The following is a 17,036-nucleotide window of genomic DNA, read 5'->3' on the forward strand; positions in this document are numbered from 1 at the left end:
TGGAATTCCTCCGCTCTTACGCTTGCGGAATGGCGATATATTCGGCGATTTGCACCGCGTTCCAGGCTGCTCCCTTAAGCAGATTGTCGGATACGATCCACAGGTTCAAAGCGCGCGGATTCGACAGGTCCCGGCGAACCCGGCCGACGAAAACGTCGTTCTTCCCGGCAGCAGCGGCGGCCAGCGGGTAAAGCTGCCGTTCCGGGTCATCCATGAGGGTGACGCCCGGAGCGTCCGCCAGCAGCGCTTTGACTTCGCCGATGTCGAAATCTTGCTTCATCTCGACGTAGACGGATTCGGAATGTCCGTACACGACCGGGATGCGCACGCAGGTTGCCGTCACTTCGATCGAATCGTCGCCCATGATCTTTTTCGTTTCCTTGATCATCTTCATCTCTTCCAGGGTAAAGCCGTTGTCCTGGAATTTGTCGATTTGCGGGATGGCGTTGAATGCGATCTGGTGCTTGACGGGCAGCGAGCCGACGGGAAGAATGTCCGGCTTGGGATCGCCCCCGTCCAGAACTTCGCGGCTCTGGCGCAGCATCTCTTGGATCGCCTTCGCGCCGGCGCCGGATACCGCTTGGTACGTCGAGACGATGATCCGGGAAATGCCGAACCGGTCGTAGAGCGGTTTCAGCGCCGCTACCATCTGGATCGTGGAGCAGTTCGGATTCGCGATAATGCCTTTGTGGCCGCTGATCTTGTCGATATTCACTTCCGGCACGACAAGCGGCGTCTCCGGGTCCATCCGGTAAGCGTTCGTGTTATCGATGCATACCGCGCCGTGTTCAACGGCATGCGGAATCAAAGCGCGGCTAACGTCTCCGCCGGCGCTGAACAACGCGATTTCCACGCCTTTGAAGCTGTCCGGAGTCGCTTCTTCGACCGTCAGCTCCTGACCCTTGAACGGGATCTTGGTGCCGGCGGAACGGGCGGAAGACAGCAGTTTCAAGGATTTGAGCGGAAAATCGCGTTCTGCGAGCAGTCTGAGAATCTGTTCCCCGACGGCGCCCGTTGCCCCCACTACGGCGACGTTAAACAACCTTTGATCGGACAATGTCGTCTCCCTCTCTCCTATGTTTACGGCAATTCTCAAGCATATTGAAAACGCTCGATGAGCAACGGTTGCAGCTGTTTGCCTTGCAGCGCTTGTTCGCAGGTATCCATGACGAGATCCATGCGGGCGACGAGCGAATTCGGCTTGCCTTGCGGATTGTCCTGTCCGAACGGCACGAAGTAAATATGCTTGGCGACAAGCAATTTGGCGATGTTCGCCGCGTTCAGTCCGAGCCCGTCGTTGGTCGAGATCGCGAGCACGAGCGGCCGGCCGTTGCGCATTTGCGCCTTGGCGGCCATGAGCACCGGGCTGTCGGTCATCGCATTGGCAAGCTTGCTCGTCGTATTCCCCGTGCAAGGTGCGATAACGAGTACGTCGATCCGCTTGGAAGGACCCAGCGGCTCGGCGTCCACGATGGTGGAAACGAGTTCGTTTCCGGTGATTTCCCGAAGCTGGGTCTGCCAATGCTCCGAGGTGCCGAAGCGGGTATCGGTCGTCATGATCGTATGGGATACGATCGGAATAACGTTGGCGCCGGCATCCACGAAGCGCTTAATATTCGGCATCACTTCCGGCAGCGTGCAATGCGAACCGGACAGCGCATAGCCGACGGTGATTCCCTGCCAATTCATGACGCACTCCCCCGTTGCCCTCTGTCTTCCAGGATGACCTGGGTCAGACTGTTGGCGATAATGCGACCTGCCGTCTTAGGCGCCACGATACCGGGCAAACCCGGCGCGAGAAGCGCCTTGATTCCCCTCTTCTCGGCGAAGCGGAAATCGGTTCCGCCGGGCTTCGAAGCAAGGTCGATAATACAGGCGCGCAAAGGGAGTTGGGCGATCACTTGTGCTGTGACTATCATAGTCGGTATCGTATTAAAAAGCAAGTCGATATTCCCCGATTGCCGCGCCAAATCAGCGATGTAGAAAGGTTTGAATCCCATCTCGAAGGCCCGCGCGAACGAATCCTCCCGGCGGACTCCCGCCTTGATTCTCGCCCCCATTCCCTGAAGCGTTCTGGCGAGCGTCATGCCGGAGCGTCCGAGTCCGAGCACCATGCAGTTGGAGCCGTGGATCGTGATGTCGGTATTCTGGATGGCCATCATGATGGCGCCTTCCGCCGTCGGAATGGAATTGTAGATGGCCACGTCGTCCCGCTCGAACAATTCCACCAGCTGCAGTCCATGCTTCTCGCATAGATTCCTCAAATAAGGCTTCGCCATGCCGGCCACGACTTTCGCGGACTTGGGCAGTACCGAGACATGGGCGTCGGTCAGCGTCAGTTCCCTCTCGGTGAACAGGGCGGAGATGGTTCCGTCGTCTTCCGTACCGACAGCAGGGAGCAGCAGGGCATCGGCATCCGCGAGAATCTCCGGAGACCAGTCCGCTTTGACGACGCCGGTGAACGGCATGTCGAGCCGGTCGAATCCCGAAATCGTGACCGTGGCGTCGAGTTCGGTCAGCCGCCGGATCACCTCAAGCTGCCTGGCGTCCCCGCCGGCGAGAACGACGTGCACTCCCGTAAGCATGAGGGGTCGGTCCCTCCCTTCCGTATGCTTGCAAGCATATAGCACATCGTATGCAAGGGCCTAGTTCCGGGTGCCATTCCAGCTTCGCGCGCGAGGCAGGAACGGCACGGCACGCATCGATCGATTTCGTCTTCCTCTGGTTAGAGCAAAGGCACCATATGGCCGGCTGAACGTGGAAAAAGGGAGAAAACGGGGAGGGGCCGGGGATTTCTTCGGATATTTCATGTAACTCTGACGGGATTCGAGGCTGCGGAGGGGGATTTACTCGAATTTTTCGTGTAACTATGACGGGAAACGGGACTTCGGAGGGGATTTATTCGAAAATATCATGTAACTCTGGCGGAATACGGGACTACGGATAGGATTTACTCGATAATTTCGTGTAACGCTACCGAGATTCGGGGCTGCGGCGGGGACATTCGAGGCGGTGCCGGCCAAACCTTCCGTGAAACATTCAGCATCGATTTAAGCCGCCAAGCCTCGCCGTTCACCCGCGATCCCGCGGTACCGTATTACCCTCATCCCGCACGGGCAGGCTTGGCTGCCGGACGGTAGGACGAGGACATATAGACGGCGATCGCCACCCAGATCAGCATGAAAACCAGAATCAGCAACGGCGAGAATGCCTCATGGAAGACAAATGCGCTAAGCGCGAACTGGATCGTCGGCCCGATATACTGGACAAATCCGAGCGTGGACAAGGGGAGACGGGACGCCGCCTTCGCGAACCAGAGCAACGGGAGCGCGGTCACCGCCCCGGACAAGAGCAGCAGTACGAAATGCCCCGCCGGCAAGTCCCAAGCGGAATCGAGCCGTTGCCCCGTCAAGTAGACCAAATACGCGGCCGCAACGGGAAGCACGAACGCCGTTTCCCCGAGCAGACCGGCCGTGGCGTCGTAACCCGCCCTCTTTTTGGCCAGGCCGTAGAACCCGAACGTAACAGCAAGCGACAAGGAAATCCAAGGCACGCGTCCGTAATCGACCGCGGCGAGCAGGACCGCGATTCCCGCCATGGCGACGGCCGCCCATTGACCGCGGTTCGGCTTCTCGCCCAGAAACAGCACGCCTAATACGACGTTGAACAGCGGCGTGATATAGTAACCGAGGCTCGTTTCCTTAACGTGACCGTGAATGACCGCCCAAATGAAAATAAGCCAGTTGGCGCTGATCAGCAAGCTGCTGACCCCGAGCAGCGCGGCTGTCCTGGAGGTGCGGAACAAACGGAAGAAATCGCCGATCCGCCGCTGCCAGATCCACAAGACCAAGACGAAGACGAACGACCAAACGACGCGGTGGGCAAGAATTTCGTTCGCCGGCAGCGTCTCGAACGCTTTCCAGTAGAGCGGAAATACTCCCCAGGCCACATAAGCCAAAACGGCGTAAAAAAGTCCTGTTCTCATGCCAACCATATTAGCACTTGGTTTGGCACTCGTCCAGGACTCCGTTATGGATTATTTCCCCGTATGTCCGAATCCGCCTGCGCCCCGAACCGTGTCCGGCAGCTCGGCGACTTCGGCCAGCGTCACTTGCGGCACGAGCTGGAACACGATTTGGGCGATGCGTTCCCCCCGTTCGATCGTAAACGGCTCGCCGCCCAAATTGATCAGCAGAACCTTCACCTCGCCGCGGTAGTCGGCATCGATCGTGCCCGGCGTGTTCAAACAAGTAACCCCATGTTTATAAGCGAGTCCGCTGCGCGGTCGAACCTGAGCTTCAAGCTCGCGGGGCATCGCCATCGCGAAGCCCGTCGGAACGAGCGCCCTCGCACCCGGAGCCAGCACCAGAGGCTCGGCTACCGCCGCGTGGACGTCGAACCCGGCCGCCCACTCCGACATCCGCTTCGGCAGCGGGATGTCCTCATTCCCCGGAAGCCGCTTCAATTGAACTGGATACAACGAACTCCCTCCCTATCCCCGACAACACTTTCTCTTGCGCGCCGACCAGCGCGATCGCGCACGGCGCTTCCATGATCCGGTTCATCATCCCGTTCACGTCTTCCATCGTCACGCTGTCGATCCGCTCCAGCATCTCGTCGAGCGTGTAGTGCCGCCCCAGCATCAGCTCGTTTTTGCCAAGCCGGTTCATGCGGCTGCTCGTGCTCTCCAGGCTGAGGATCAAGTTCCCCTTAAGCTGCTCTTTGCCCCGGTACAGCTCCGCTTCGCTCAGTCCGTTCTGCTTCACTTCGTCCAGCACTTCCATCGTAAGCTCGTATACGTCCTTCGTCTGCTTCGGCGCGGTTCCCGCATAAACGGTGAACAGGCCGCTGTCCGCATAGGAAGTATGGTACGAGTAGACGGAGTACGCCATTCCGCGCTTCTCGCGGATTTCCTGGAACAGCCTGGAACTCATGCCTCCACCTATCGTGTTATTGAGCAGGATCATCGCGTACAGCTTCGGATCCGAGATGGAACAGCCCGAAAACGTCAGGCACAGATGGTTCTGCTCCGTCTTCTTACGGTGGAACAGGCTGCCCGAACGGAACCGCGGAGTCTCCAGAACGCCTTCCGACCCCGTCACGTCAAACCGGCCGAAATGCTTCTCGATCAGCTCCAGCACTTCTTCGCCGACGTTGCCGGCGATGCTGATCACAGTATTGTCCGTCCGGTACCTCTGGCCCATATATCTGCGCAAATCCTGCGGCCCCATCGGTCCCAGCCGGTCGGCCGTTCCCAGAATGGAATAGGCGAGCGGATGGTCGCCGTATGCCGCGCGCGAAGCCAGATCGTGCACCGTGTCGTCCGGCGTGTCCTCGTACATCGAGATTTCCTCGAGGATCACGTTCTTCTCTTTGGCCAGTTCCGTATCGGCCATCTGCGATTCGAAGAACATATCCGCCAGCACGTCGACGGCGATCGGCAAATGCTGGTCCAGCACCTTCGCGTAATAGCAGGTATATTCCTTGGACGTGAACGCGTTTACGTTGCCGCCGATCCCGTCGAACCGGTCGGCGATTTCCTTGGCCGAATGGCGGTTGGTTCCTTTGAACAGCATGTGTTCGACGAAATGGGAAATCCCGTTATCTTCCGGGGATTCGTTGCGGGAGCCGGTTTTGACCCAGATGCCGAACGATACCGAACGGCAGGTCGGGATCGGTTCGATCATGACGCGCAATCCGTTCTTCAATTGATATTTGTTCACCCGATTTCCCCCTCTTATAGGGAGTTTGACGAAGTCAAACTCTCACCGCTTATAGGGAGTTTGGCAAAGCCAAACTCTCACCTCTTTATAGGGAGTTTGACGTGTAATCGGGAGTTTGACGGAGTCAAACTCTCACCACTCAAACTCTCACCGCTTATAGGGAGTTTGACGTGTAATCGGGAGTTTGACGGAGTCAAACTCTCACCGCTCAAACTCTCCCCGCTCAAACTCTCCCCGTGCAAATTCTCCCCGCTCAAACTCCCGCCGCTTCAAAGAATGAATCCACTATACCAAATTCCGACAACGGCCACAACAGAGACACGTCCCGGGCCCGTCTCAGAACCGGGGAGTCAACAACGGCTCGACCCTCTTGGAGGACAACGTTTCCGTGACGGTTCCCAAGCGGTAGCCTTTCGCCCGGATCGACGCGATCATGCCCTTCAAGGCATCCCTTGAAGCGGAGGTCGGGTGCATCAGCACGAGCTGTCCCGGGCCGATCCGCCTGGCGATCTTGTCCACCACTGCCGAAGCCGGAGGATTTCTCCAGTCCAGCGTGTCCAGGGTCCACAGCACCGTCCGGAGACCGAACTCCCCTGCCGCTTTGACCGTCCGGGCGTCGTAGTCGCCGGAAGGCGGCGCGAACCACCGATTGCGGACCCCCAGCTTCTTCAGCAGCTCTTCCGTTCGCCCGATTTCCCTTCGTTGGCGGGCCATGTCGAGCGCGCTCATGTTCGGGTGGGTGTACGCATGGTTGGACAGCTCGTGGCCCCTGTTCAGGATGTTCTTCGCGGTTTCCATATGGCGGGAGAGCCAGGATCCGTCCAGGAAGAACGTCGCTTTGACGTTTTCCGCATCCAGCGTTTCCAACATCGAGGGCAGATATTCGTCTCCCCATGCCACGTTGATCATGAGCGCCACCATGGGCTTGGCCGGATTGCCCCGGTAAATCGGCTGCAAGGGAAGGTCGTCCAGTCCGACGGCGGGCGGAATGTCGCGGTACACCCACGGAAAATCCGCCGAATCCGGCAGCAGGCCGAGCGACTTCGCCTTGACGTAAGTGGCTGCCGCATCGACCGCGCGCCCGTCGTATCCCGGGATCGCCTTCCAGACCCGGTCGTTGACGGCGTTCGAAGGCTCGATCCGGCGCTTGGCCGCCTCCTGCTCCACCCACTCGCGGAGAGACGGGACGCGGTCTTCGCCGCGGAAGGCCACGATGCCGGAATCGCGGTGTTTCACGGCTTGTACGAACGGCGCGAGCGGACCGTAAGCGCCGGCGATCCACACCGCGGACAAACAGGCCAGCAGGGCCGCCAGCCCTCCGGGAGATTTCATCCTCATGGCAGGAACACCCCGTCTCGTCCGATTTTCTCCCGTATCCTATGCGAAAAAAAACAAAAAGAGACCTTCACAGTCTCTTTTGGCTTCTCGTATGCTAAACCGCGGCCGTCCCAACGGGGTCGACACGGCTTTAACCCGTCCGTTATACGGACACTTCTTCCGTGCCGAGCAGCGCCTTGCGGGACAAGTTGATCCGGCCCATGTTGTCGATTTCGGTGACCTTCACGACGATCTGATCGCCGATGCTCACGACGTCCTCGACCTTCGCGACCCGTTCGTTCGCCAGCTGCGAAATGTGGACCAAACCGTCCTTGTTCGGCAGGATTTCGACGAACGCGCCGAACTTCTCGATCCGTTTGACCGTGCCGGTGTAAATTTCCCCGACCTGGACTTCCTTCACGATGCCTTCGATGATTCTCTGCGCTTTCCGGTTGGCCTCTTCGTCGGTCGAGGAGATGTAAACCGAGCCGTCCTGCTCGATGTCGATTTTGACCCCGGTGTCCTCGATGATCTTGTTGATGATTTTGCCGCCGGATCCGATGACGTCGCGGATTTTGTCCGGGTGGATCTTCATCGAAATGATCTTCGGCGCATACGGGCTGAGCGACTTGCGCGGCTCTTTCATCGTCTCGAGCATCTTGTCCAGGATGAACATCCGGCCCGCCTTCGCCTGATCCAGCGCTTGCGTGAGAATATCGCGGTCGATGCCGTCGATCTTGATGTCCATCTGGATCGCCGTAACGCCAGCCGAGGTTCCCGCGACTTTGAAGTCCATATCCCCGAGGTGGTCTTCCATTCCTTGAATGTCCGTCAAAATCGAGAAATGGTCCCCATCCTTGATGAGTCCCATCGCCACGCCCGCCACCGGGGCCTTGATCGGAACCCCCGCGTCCATCATGGCCAGCGTGCTCGCGCAAATGCTCGCCTGGGAAGTGGAACCGTTGGACTCCAGCACCTCGGATACGAGACGAATCGTATACGGAAACTCCGCCTCGGAAGGAATGACCTTCAGCAGGGCGCGTTCTCCGAGCGCTCCGTGGCCGATTTCGCGGCGTCCCGGCGGACGCAGGGGCCGCGCTTCGCCGACGGAAAACGGCGGGAAGTTGTAATGGTGCATGAACCGTTTGGACTCTTCGAGGCCGATGCCGTCTAGAATCTGCACGTCTCCCAAAGCGCCGAGGGTACATACGCTAAGCGCCTGGGTCTGGCCGCGGGTGAACAACCCGGAACCGTGCGTCCGGGGCAGCAGGCCGACGTCGGACGTGATCGGACGGATTTCGTCCAATGCGCGTCCGTCCGGACGGACCTTGTCGTGGGTGATGAGCCGGCGCACTTCGTTTTTGACGATGTCGTACAGCACTTCTTTGACGTCGGCGAGCTTCTCCGGCGTCTCGGCATAGACCGTCTCGAAATGTTCGACCGTCTCCGCGTTGATCGCGTCGATGGCGTCCTGCCGGGCGTGCTTCTCCGGAATGCGGACCGCTTCGACCAAGCGGGCTTGCGCGTAGGCTTGTACATCCGATTCGACCGCCGGATCCACGGAGTGAAGCTGAACCTCCATCTTCGGAGCGCCGGCCTTGGCGACCAGCTCGTCGATCGTGGCGACGATTTTCTTGATTTCCTCGTGGCCGTACATGATCGCTTCGAGCATATCGGCTTCCGGCACTTCGTCGGCCTCCGCCTCGACCATCATGATGGCTTCACGGGTACCCGCCACGACGACGTACAGGTCGCTCTTCTCTTCCTGCTCGACCGTCGGATTAATGATGAATTGTCCGTCCACCCGTCCGACGATGACGCCTCCGATCGGCCCGTTAAACGGGACGTTGGAGATGGAGAGCGCCGCAGAAGTGCCGATCATCGCGGCGATTTCGGGAGAGCAGTCCTGATCGACGCTCATGACGAGGTTGACGATCTGAACGTCGTTCCGGAAGCCTTCCGGAAACAGCGGCCGGATCGGCCGGTCGGTCAGGCGGCTGGCGAGAATCGCTTTCTCGCTCGGGCGTCCTTCCCGCTTGATGAATCCGCCCGGAATTTTCCCTACGGCATACAGCCGCTCTTCATAGTTGACGGTCAGCGGAAAAAAGTCCAGGTCCTTCGGACCCGGGGAAGCCGTAACCGTCGACAGGACGACCGTGTCCCCGTAACGGACGACGACCGCTCCGTTCGCCTGTTTGGCCAGGCGTCCCGTCTCCAGCTCGAACGGCCTTCCGCCGAGCTGCATTGACACGCGGTGTTCCATGCATAAACCTCCTTCATTTAGACCTATGTACATTCGACACTGTTCCCATTATTTCCTGCCGGCATCTTCGTTAGGCATGAAAACGCGATCGGAAAACGGCCTGAACCCGAAATCATCCCCGAAAGCGACGTTTCCTGGTTCCCCGCTTCCGATGGCAAAGGGGGGGCCCTGGAGATATAAAAAGCAACCCAGGACCGTTCGGGACGGAAACGTCCCGAGCGATTCGGCCAGGTTGCTTGGCGGGTCACGGAATTAGCGGCGCAAGCCGAGTTTCTCGATCAGGGCGCTGTACCGTTCAACGTCTTTGTTCTTCAAGTACGCCAGCAGCTTACGGCGCTGACCGACCATCTTGAGCAGACCGCGGCGGGAGTGGTGGTCCTTCTTGTGTTCCCGCAGGTGGGTCGTCAAGTTGTTGATGTTTTCCGTAAGGATAGCGATCTGGACTTCCGGGGAACCGGTGTCCGAAGCGTGCGTCTTGTGCTGTTCGATCAGCTCTTGTTTACGCTCTTGAGTGAGTGCCATCCTGTTTCACCTCCTTCGTTGGAATCGCCGTTAGCCTCGCCGCCGACGGTGAGATCGGGCGGCCAAGCCAAGGTTCTGGCTGCGCGCGAACGCGCAACGTGATTTAGTATAGCACACCCGGCCATGGAGTTACAATGCAACCGCGAAAATTATTGTTCCCTCAGCCGGTCAAGAATCGACCGCGCGCGATCCGAGTCTTGGGCGATCTGAGCGACCAGCTCGTCTACGGAGCCGAACTTCCGTTCGTCCCTCAGGTATTCACGGAACGTCAGCTCGATCGGCCGACCGTACAAATCCCCCGAGAAGCCGAACAAGTGCGCTTCCAGCTTCAACTCGCCCATGGGGGCTTCGAAGGTGGGCCTGTATCCGACGTTGAGCACCGCGTCATGCGTTTCCTCAACTTCCCCCCGGCCGCCGACGACTCCGGCCGTGACGGCATAGACGCCGACGCGCGGGATGACGTAAGGCTGCTCCGGCAGTACGTTGGCCGTCGGAAAGCCGAGCAGCCGGCCCCGGGCTTGTCCGTGCACGACCGTCCCTCTCAAAGAGTAAGGCCGGCCCAAGAGCCGGGCGGCGATGTCGCAGCGACCTTCGGCGAGTTCCTCGCGGATCCGCGTGCTGCTGACCTTGTCTCCGCCGCCCTCCACAGGCTCCGCCACCGCCACCTCGATGGCGCCTTCCCCGCATCTGCGCAGCGTATCGGAATTGCCCTCCCCCATGTGACCAAAAGAAAAGTCGAAGCCGACGACGGCCGTCCGGACATCGAGAGGGAGAAGCAGCTCCCGGACGAACTTCTCCGCGGTGATTTCCGCGAACGCGCGGTCGAACCGGATGACGTAGGCGGCTTCCGCCCCCAGCGATTCGAGAAGCTTCAGCTTGTCCTCCAGGGGCGTAAGAACCGTCCGGTATTGATCGCCCTGCCCCAATACGGCTCTCGGATGGGGGTCGAACGTCATCACCGCAGGCGTCTGGCCGCGCTCGCGCCCCTGGGCGACCGCGCGGCGGATGACTTCCGCGTGCCCCAGATGGACACCGTCGAAAAATCCGATGGCGATCGACAATCCCCCCGCTTTGCGGGCTCCCGCCGGAAGCGACGATCCGTCTCCGACCGCCTCTGCTGTCAATTCGTATCTCTCCACTGCCATTCCCCTTTGCAAACCGTGGCTGCGACCGGTTAATTCCCGTCTTGGTCGTGCTCCGCGGGCGGAAACACCTTCACGGCGCGCAGCCATCCGGAGTCCTCTTCCAGTTCGAAAATGCCGAGAAACCCTCCGCCGGGCCGGTCCACCAGCCACAATCCCGCTCCCTCCGGCACGGGATTCAAGCGGGAAGCCCGAATCGGCTTGCCTTGTACCGCGTGCAGGGATTCGGGCATCGGTGCCGAAGTTCTCGGAAGATGGGTGAGCAAGCGGTCGGCGGGAACGATCCGGTCCCGGAGCGTCCCTTCACGGACCAGCTCCGGAATGTCCTCGAGCGTCACGCATTGCTCGCGCCTCAGTCCCGCGCTCTCGGTACGGACGAGCGATGCCATCACTGCGGGAACGCCGAGTCTTCGTCCTATATCTACGCACAACGTCCGGATATATGTCCCTTTCGAGCAGCGGACCGAAAACCGGATCTCCGGCCGGGAGATCCCCGCGGTGACGTTCAGAATGTCGATCGCGTGAATCGTCGCTCTTCTCGGTTTGCGCTCGACGGCAATCCCTTGCCGGGCAAGCTCGTACAGACGTTTGCCGTTCACCTTGACGGCGGAAACCATCGGAGGGATTTGCTCGATCTCGCCTAAGAAGGAGAGTACCGCTTCCTTCATCCGTTCCTCCGTCAAATGGGAAACGTCCGCTTCTTCGGTGACGGTTCCTTGCAGGTCTTCCGTGTCGGTCGCGATTCCGAAACGGAGGGTCGCTTCGTACGTTTTCGGCATTTCCTGCAAATATTCCACGAACCGGGTCGCCCGGCCGACGCACAGCGGGAGCACGCCCGTCACCGCCGGATCCAGCGTGCCCGTATGGCCGATCCGTCTGACGCCAAGAAGGCGGCGGGCTTTGGCCACGACGTCGTGAGAGGTCCAGCCGGCCGGTTTCCAGACCGCCAGCACTCCGTCCGCCGCAACGGTCGTTCCTTTCATGGGGCCTCCAGCTCTTTTCGTAAATACGCGATCACTTGCTCCATCGCTTCGGCCAGCGGAACCGTCAGCCGGCAGCCGGCGGCGCGGACGTGCCCGCCTCCGCCGAAATGCTTGGCCGCTTCCGCCACGTTGACCCGGCCGGCCGAACGCATGCTGACCTTCACCGATTTCGCGCCGTTTTCCTTGAACAGGACTCCGACCTCTACCCCTTCGATGTTCCGCGGATAATTGACGAGACCTTCCAGGTCTTCGTTGGATGCGCCGGTTTCCTCCAAATCCTCGGAGGTCACCCAAATCCAGCCGATCCGCTGGTCATCGCTAAACGCGAGCCGGGAAAGCCCGCGCTGGATCATCCGCATCTGCCCCATGGACATGCGTTCGAGGAGCTCCTCGGCCAGCATCGGTCCCGGCGCCCCGGCTTCCAGCAAACGGGAGGCCGCCTCCATCACGAACGGGCTCGTATTGGAATAGCGGAACCCGCCCGTATCCGTCAGAAGCCCCGTGTATAAGGCGGAGGCGATGTCGGCATCCAAGGAAAACCCCATGTGGACGGCCAATTCGTACAGGATCTCGGCCGTCGCCGCCGCATCGAAACGGAGCAGGTTCACGGAGCCGTACGCATCGTTCGTCGGGTGGTGATCGATGTTGAGGAGATCGTATCCGTCCTCGAACCATCGCTGCGCCGGTCCGACCCGGGCGAAGTCGGCGCAGTCCACCGCGATGACGTGCCGGAATTTCCGCTCCGGTTCGCCGTCCCCGCATCCCATGATGTCGCCGCTTTTCCATAGGAATCGCAGGCGCGAGGGTACGGGCCCTTCGTTCATCATGGCGAATGTCTTGCCCAGCCGGTGCAGCATCCAACCGATCGCGACGGTGGAGCTGATGGCATCCCCATCCGGCTGCACATGGGACACGACGAGAAAATCGTCACGTTCCCTCAGAAAATCCGCCGCTTGCGTGAGTTTCGCTTCCCACATCCGTTTCCCCCCAAGCGTCTATTAGGAATTCCTGCAATTGGCAAATAAACCGGGACGCGTCAAGGCTGACGCGTTTCCCGGTTGATTTGCTGCAGCAGCGATTCGATATGGCTGCCGTATTCGATGGAACTGTCGAACCGGAATTCGATTTCCGGCGTATGGCGAAGCCGGACGCGCCGGCCGAGCTCCGTACGGAGAAACCCTTTCGCCCGGCCGATCGCGTGAAGCGTCGCTTCCTTCTGTTCTTCGCTGCCCAGTATGCTGAGATACACGCGGGCGAGCGACAAATCGCCGGTCACGTCCACTCCGGTCACGGTGATGAATCCGATGCGCGGATCCTTCAGTTCGGTCTGGATGATACCGCTGATTTCTTTTTTGATCTGTTCCCCGACCCTGCCCGTTCGGAATTTGGCCATGCCGTATCACCTCGCCTAAGTTCGCTCTCTCGGTTAGCGCTCGACGGACTCCATGACGAACGCTTCGATGATGTCGCCCTGCTGGAGATCGTTGAACTTCTCCAACGTGATGCCGCATTCGTAGCCTTCGCTGACTTCGCGGGCGTCGTCCTTGAACCGTTTGAGCGAATCGATTTTGCCTTCGTATACGACGGATCCGCCGCGGATCAAGCGGGCTTCCGCATTGCGCGAGATTTTGCCGTCGGTGACCATGCAGCCGGCGATCGTGCCGACCTTGCTGACCTTGAACGTCTCGCGGACTTCCGCATGGCCGATGACCGTTTCTTTGTAAACCGGATCGAGCATGCCCTTCATCGCGCTCTCGATCTCTTCGATCACTTTGTAAATGATGCGGTGCAGGCGGACGTCGACCTTCTCCTGCTCCGCGGCGGCTGCCGCGCGGCCATCGGCGATGACGTTGAAGCCTACCACGATCGCCGAAGAGGCCGCAGCCAGATGAATGTCGGATTCCGTGATCGCGCCTACGCCGCTGTGGATCGTTTTGACGCGGACGCCTTCGACCTCGATTTTCTCGAGCGAGCCTTTGAGCGCCTCCAGGGACCCTTGCACGTCGGCTTTCAGGATGACGTTGAGGTCTTTGATCTCGCCTTCCTTGATCTTGCTGAACAGATCGTCCAGCGTCACCTTGGAGTTCGACTTCATCGTTTCCTGGCGCGTCTTGATCGCGCGTTTGTCGGCGATTTCGCGGGCTTTCCGCTCGTCTTCGAACACCATGAACGGGTCGCCGGCTTGCGGCACCTCCGTCAGGCCGGTGATTTCGACCGGGGTCGAAGGGCCGGCTTCCTTGATCCGGCGACCGCGGTCGTTAGTCATCGCGCGGACGCGGCCGAAGCAGTCGCCCGCCACGAAGGCGTCGCCAACCTTGAGCGTGCCGTTCTGCACGAGGACGCGGGCAACCGGGCCTTTGCCTTTGTCGAGCTCGGCTTCGAGAACGGTGCCGCGGGCGCGTTTGTCCACGACGGCCTTATAGTCGTTCACTTCGGCGACGAGCAGGATCATTTCCAGCAACTCGTCGAGATTCAGGCGCTGCTTGGCGGAAATTTCGACGAAAATCGTATCGCCGCCCCACGATTCCTGAACGAGCCCGTACTCGGTAAGCTCCTGCTTGACCCGGTCCGGGTTGGCTTCCGGCTTGTCGATCTTGTTGACCGCCACGATGATCGGCACATTCGCCGCTTTGGCGTGGTTGATCGCTTCGACGGTCGTCGGCATGACGCCGTCGTCGGCCGCCACGACGAGAATCGTGATATCCGTCACTTGGGCGCCGCGGGAACGCATGACCGTGAACGCTTCGTGGCCCGGCGTGTCGAGGAACGTGATTTTCTTGCCGTTCGTCTCGACTTGGTATGCGCCGATGTGCTGGGTAATGCCTCCGGCTTCCCCCGCCGCGACCTTCGTTTCCCGGATGGCGTCGAGCAGCGTCGTCTTGCCGTGGTCGACGTGGCCCATGATCGTGACGACCGGGGCGCGCGTTTCCAGAGCGTCCGGATCGTCATTCTCTTCCACCGTTTCGAAGTTGGTGTCCTCGACGACGATTTTCACTTCCGTCTCGACGCCGTATTCGCCGGCGACGAGCAGGACGGTATCCAAGTCGAGCTCCTGGTTGATGGTCACCAACGTTCCCATCATCAGCAGCTTTTTAATGACTTCCGACGCATCCTTATGCAACAGTTTGGCCAATTCGCCGACGGTCATTTCGCCGCGGACGATGACTTTTTTCGGCGTGTTGTCGATCTTCTCGCGCTGAGGCTGGTTGCCGCGGCCCTTGGCGTTTTTGCCGCCTTTGCCTTTGCCGCCCCGGAAACCGCCGCGTCCTTCGTCAAACCGCTTGCCGAAATCGTTGTCCTTGCGCTTGGCATCGCGGCCAAATCCGCCGTCGCGGCCCTTGCCGGCATCCGGACGGCCGCCGCGGTTGTTGTCGCCCGGCCGGCCGCCGCGCGCCGGAGCTGCCGCTGCGGGCGCCGGCGCGCGGGCAGCGCCGCCGAATCCGCCGCCGCCTTGGCCTTGCGGGCGTCCTCCGCCAAAGCTGCCGCCTTGGCCCTGCGGACGGTTAAACCCGCCGCCTTGACCGCCTTGGCCCTGCGGTCGGCCGCCATCGCGGTTAAACCCGCCGCCTTGACCGCCTTGGCCCTGCGGTCGGCCGCCATCGCGGTTGAACCCGCCGCCTTGACCGCCGCCGCCTTGCGGACGGCCGCCGTCGCGGTTAAATCCACCGCCTTGGCCTTGCGGACGGTTGCCTTGATATCCGCCTCCCTGGCCGCCTTGACCCTGCGGGCGGCCTCCGTCGCGGTTGAATCCGCCGCCCTGACCGCCGCCTTGCGGACGGCCGCCATCGCGGTTATATCCGCCGCCTTGACCGCCGCCGCCTTGCGGACGGCCCCCGTCGCGGTTATACCCGCCGCCCTGACCGCCGCCGCCTTGCGGACGGCTTCCGTCGCGGTTATACCCGCCGCCCTGACCGCCGCCTTGCGGACGGCCTCCGTCGCGGTTATTTCCACCGCCCTGACCGCCGCCTTGCGGACGGCCTCCGTCGCGGTGATGCCCGCCGCCGTGGCTTCCCTGGCCTTGCGGGCGTCCGCCGCCCTGACCCTCCGGGCCCGCCGCCGCGGGACGCGGAGCGGGTGCCGCCGCGCCTGCGCCCGCGTTTGCCGGAGCGGGAGCGGAAGCCTGCACCGCCGGGCGGGATGCTTGCTCCTCCGCCCTGCGCTGCGGCTGTCCGGCCGCGCCAGCGGCTGCGGGCGCTCCCGCCGGCTTCGGAGCGGCCTGCTTGGCCGCCGTCTGCGCCATTTTGGCCGCCGCATTGGCTTTGACGTCGCGGAAGAACTTCTCGACGGCCTCCACCATGCCGTCCTCCATTACGCTCATGTGATTGTTGACCGGCTTGTTCTGCCTTTTGAGAATCGTAATGATTTCCTTGCTGCTCATGTTGAGCGATTTGGCATATTCGTAAACGCGAAGCTTATCCTTGTTGTCGTTCGTATCTTGTTTACTCAATATTCTCCACCTCCGAATGTTGAACCCAGCCGTCCGCGATCATGTCGGCGAACCCCTGATCCGTCACGGCGAACATGACGCGCTCAGGCTTGCCGACGGCCCCGCCCAGCTCGAAGCGGGTAAACCCGACCACGAGCGGAACGTTGTAGCTGCCGCACTTGTCCGCGAGCTTCTTCCCCGTATTGTCCGACGCGTCCTTCGCCAGCACGACGAGCTTGGCCTCGCCGGCGCGGACGGCCTTAAGCACCGTTTCTTCCCCGGAAACCAGCTTCCCCGCCCGCATGGCGAGACCGAGACGCGACAACGCCTTATTCGTCGTCATCGTCGTCACCCGCCAGCTGCTTGCCCGCGTGGAACTCGTCTTCCACTTTTATGAAATCCTGCTCCAGCCGGTCGTAGATCTCGGCGGACACGGGCACCTTGAGCGCCCGTTCGAACGCTTTCGATTTCTTGGCCAGTTTGAAGCAGCTTACCTTGCCGTGCAAATAAGCGCCGCGCCCCGGCTTTTTGCCGGTGAGGTCGATCTGGATGTCCCCTTGCGGCGAACGGACGATGCGAATGAGTTCCTTTTTCGACATCATTTCCTGGCAGGCGACGCATTTGCGCTGCGGTATTTTCCGCGGTCTCAAGGTTGTTCCC

At 60.8% G+C, this 17,036-nt stretch carries 16 protein-coding genes; all 16 read right to left on the reverse strand.

The features are described 5' to 3' along the window. Positions 1-16: 16 nt before the first annotated feature. Positions 17-1,057 (reverse strand): aspartate-semialdehyde dehydrogenase, encoded by a 1,041-nt coding sequence (locus GE107_RS00365; RefSeq protein WP_219637418.1) that lies wholly within the window; start codon positions 1,055-1,057, stop codon positions 17-19. Between the two features lie 35 nt (positions 1,058-1,092). Then, a complete protein-coding gene (locus GE107_RS00370) occupies positions 1,093-1,689 on the reverse strand; it encodes a dipicolinate synthase subunit B (RefSeq protein WP_219637419.1) in 597 nt (198 codons plus the stop codon). Beyond that, on the reverse strand, positions 1,686-2,585 hold the full coding sequence (gene dpsA / locus GE107_RS00375) for a dipicolinate synthase subunit DpsA (RefSeq protein WP_219637420.1): 900 nt from the start codon (positions 2,583-2,585) through the stop codon (positions 1,686-1,688). The genes GE107_RS00370 and dpsA overlap by 4 nt, the downstream gene beginning before the upstream one ends. Positions 2,586-3,103: 518 nt before the next feature. Further along, positions 3,104-3,985 (reverse strand): EamA family transporter RarD, encoded by an 882-nt coding sequence (rarD, locus tag GE107_RS00380; RefSeq protein ID WP_219637421.1) that lies wholly within the window; start codon positions 3,983-3,985, stop codon positions 3,104-3,106. A gap of 51 nt (positions 3,986-4,036) precedes the next feature. Further along, a complete protein-coding gene (gene dut, locus GE107_RS00385; RefSeq protein ID WP_219637422.1) occupies positions 4,037-4,480 on the reverse strand; it encodes a dUTP diphosphatase in 444 nt (147 codons plus the stop codon). Beyond that, positions 4,443-5,723 (reverse strand): M16 family metallopeptidase, encoded by a 1,281-nt coding sequence (locus tag GE107_RS00390; protein ID WP_219637423.1) that lies wholly within the window; start codon positions 5,721-5,723, stop codon positions 4,443-4,445. Before GE107_RS00390 ends, dut begins: the two co-directional genes overlap by 38 nt. A gap of 336 nt (positions 5,724-6,059) precedes the next feature. Continuing rightward, positions 6,060-7,061, reverse strand: coding sequence for a polysaccharide deacetylase family protein (locus GE107_RS00395; RefSeq protein WP_219637424.1), 1,002 nt, complete (start codon positions 7,059-7,061; stop codon positions 6,060-6,062). Between the two features lie 142 nt (positions 7,062-7,203). Then, positions 7,204-9,303, reverse strand: coding sequence for a polyribonucleotide nucleotidyltransferase (pnp, locus tag GE107_RS00400; protein ID WP_219637425.1), 2,100 nt, complete (start codon positions 9,301-9,303; stop codon positions 7,204-7,206). A 252-nt stretch (positions 9,304-9,555) separates the two neighbouring features. Next, positions 9,556-9,825, reverse strand: a complete 270-nt coding sequence (gene rpsO / locus GE107_RS00405) for a 30S ribosomal protein S15 (RefSeq protein WP_219637426.1) — start codon at positions 9,823-9,825, stop codon at positions 9,556-9,558. 149 nt (positions 9,826-9,974) lie between these two features. Further along, complete coding sequence (locus GE107_RS00410) at positions 9,975-10,970, reverse strand: bifunctional riboflavin kinase/FAD synthetase (protein WP_219637427.1); 996 nt, start codon at positions 10,968-10,970, stop codon at positions 9,975-9,977. Between the two features lie 29 nt (positions 10,971-10,999). Beyond that, positions 11,000-11,950, reverse strand: a complete 951-nt coding sequence (gene truB / locus GE107_RS00415) for a tRNA pseudouridine(55) synthase TruB (RefSeq protein ID WP_219637428.1) — start codon at positions 11,948-11,950, stop codon at positions 11,000-11,002. Further along, positions 11,947-12,927, reverse strand: a complete 981-nt coding sequence (locus tag GE107_RS00420; protein ID WP_219637429.1) for a DHH family phosphoesterase — start codon at positions 12,925-12,927, stop codon at positions 11,947-11,949. The genes truB and GE107_RS00420 overlap by 4 nt, the downstream gene beginning before the upstream one ends. A gap of 59 nt (positions 12,928-12,986) precedes the next feature. Further along, complete coding sequence (gene rbfA, locus GE107_RS00425; protein ID WP_219637430.1) at positions 12,987-13,343, reverse strand: 30S ribosome-binding factor RbfA; 357 nt, start codon at positions 13,341-13,343, stop codon at positions 12,987-12,989. Between the two features lie 33 nt (positions 13,344-13,376). Beyond that, positions 13,377-16,397 (reverse strand): translation initiation factor IF-2, encoded by a 3,021-nt coding sequence (gene infB, locus GE107_RS00430; RefSeq protein ID WP_219637431.1) that lies wholly within the window; start codon positions 16,395-16,397, stop codon positions 13,377-13,379. Continuing rightward, on the reverse strand, positions 16,390-16,719 hold the full coding sequence (locus tag GE107_RS00435) for a L7Ae/L30e/S12e/Gadd45 family ribosomal protein (protein ID WP_219637432.1): 330 nt from the start codon (positions 16,717-16,719) through the stop codon (positions 16,390-16,392). The genes infB and GE107_RS00435 overlap by 8 nt, the downstream gene beginning before the upstream one ends. Beyond that, positions 16,706-17,026: an RNase P modulator RnpM gene (gene rnpM / locus GE107_RS00440; protein ID WP_219637433.1), complete on the reverse strand. Its 321-nt coding sequence runs from the start codon at positions 17,024-17,026 to the stop codon at positions 16,706-16,708. Before rnpM ends, GE107_RS00435 begins: the two co-directional genes overlap by 14 nt. Positions 17,027-17,036: the final 10 nt, after the last annotated feature.

The organism is Cohnella sp. CFH 77786, assembly GCF_019400745.1.
Classification (GTDB): Bacteria; Bacillota; Bacilli; order Paenibacillales; family Paenibacillaceae; genus Cohnella.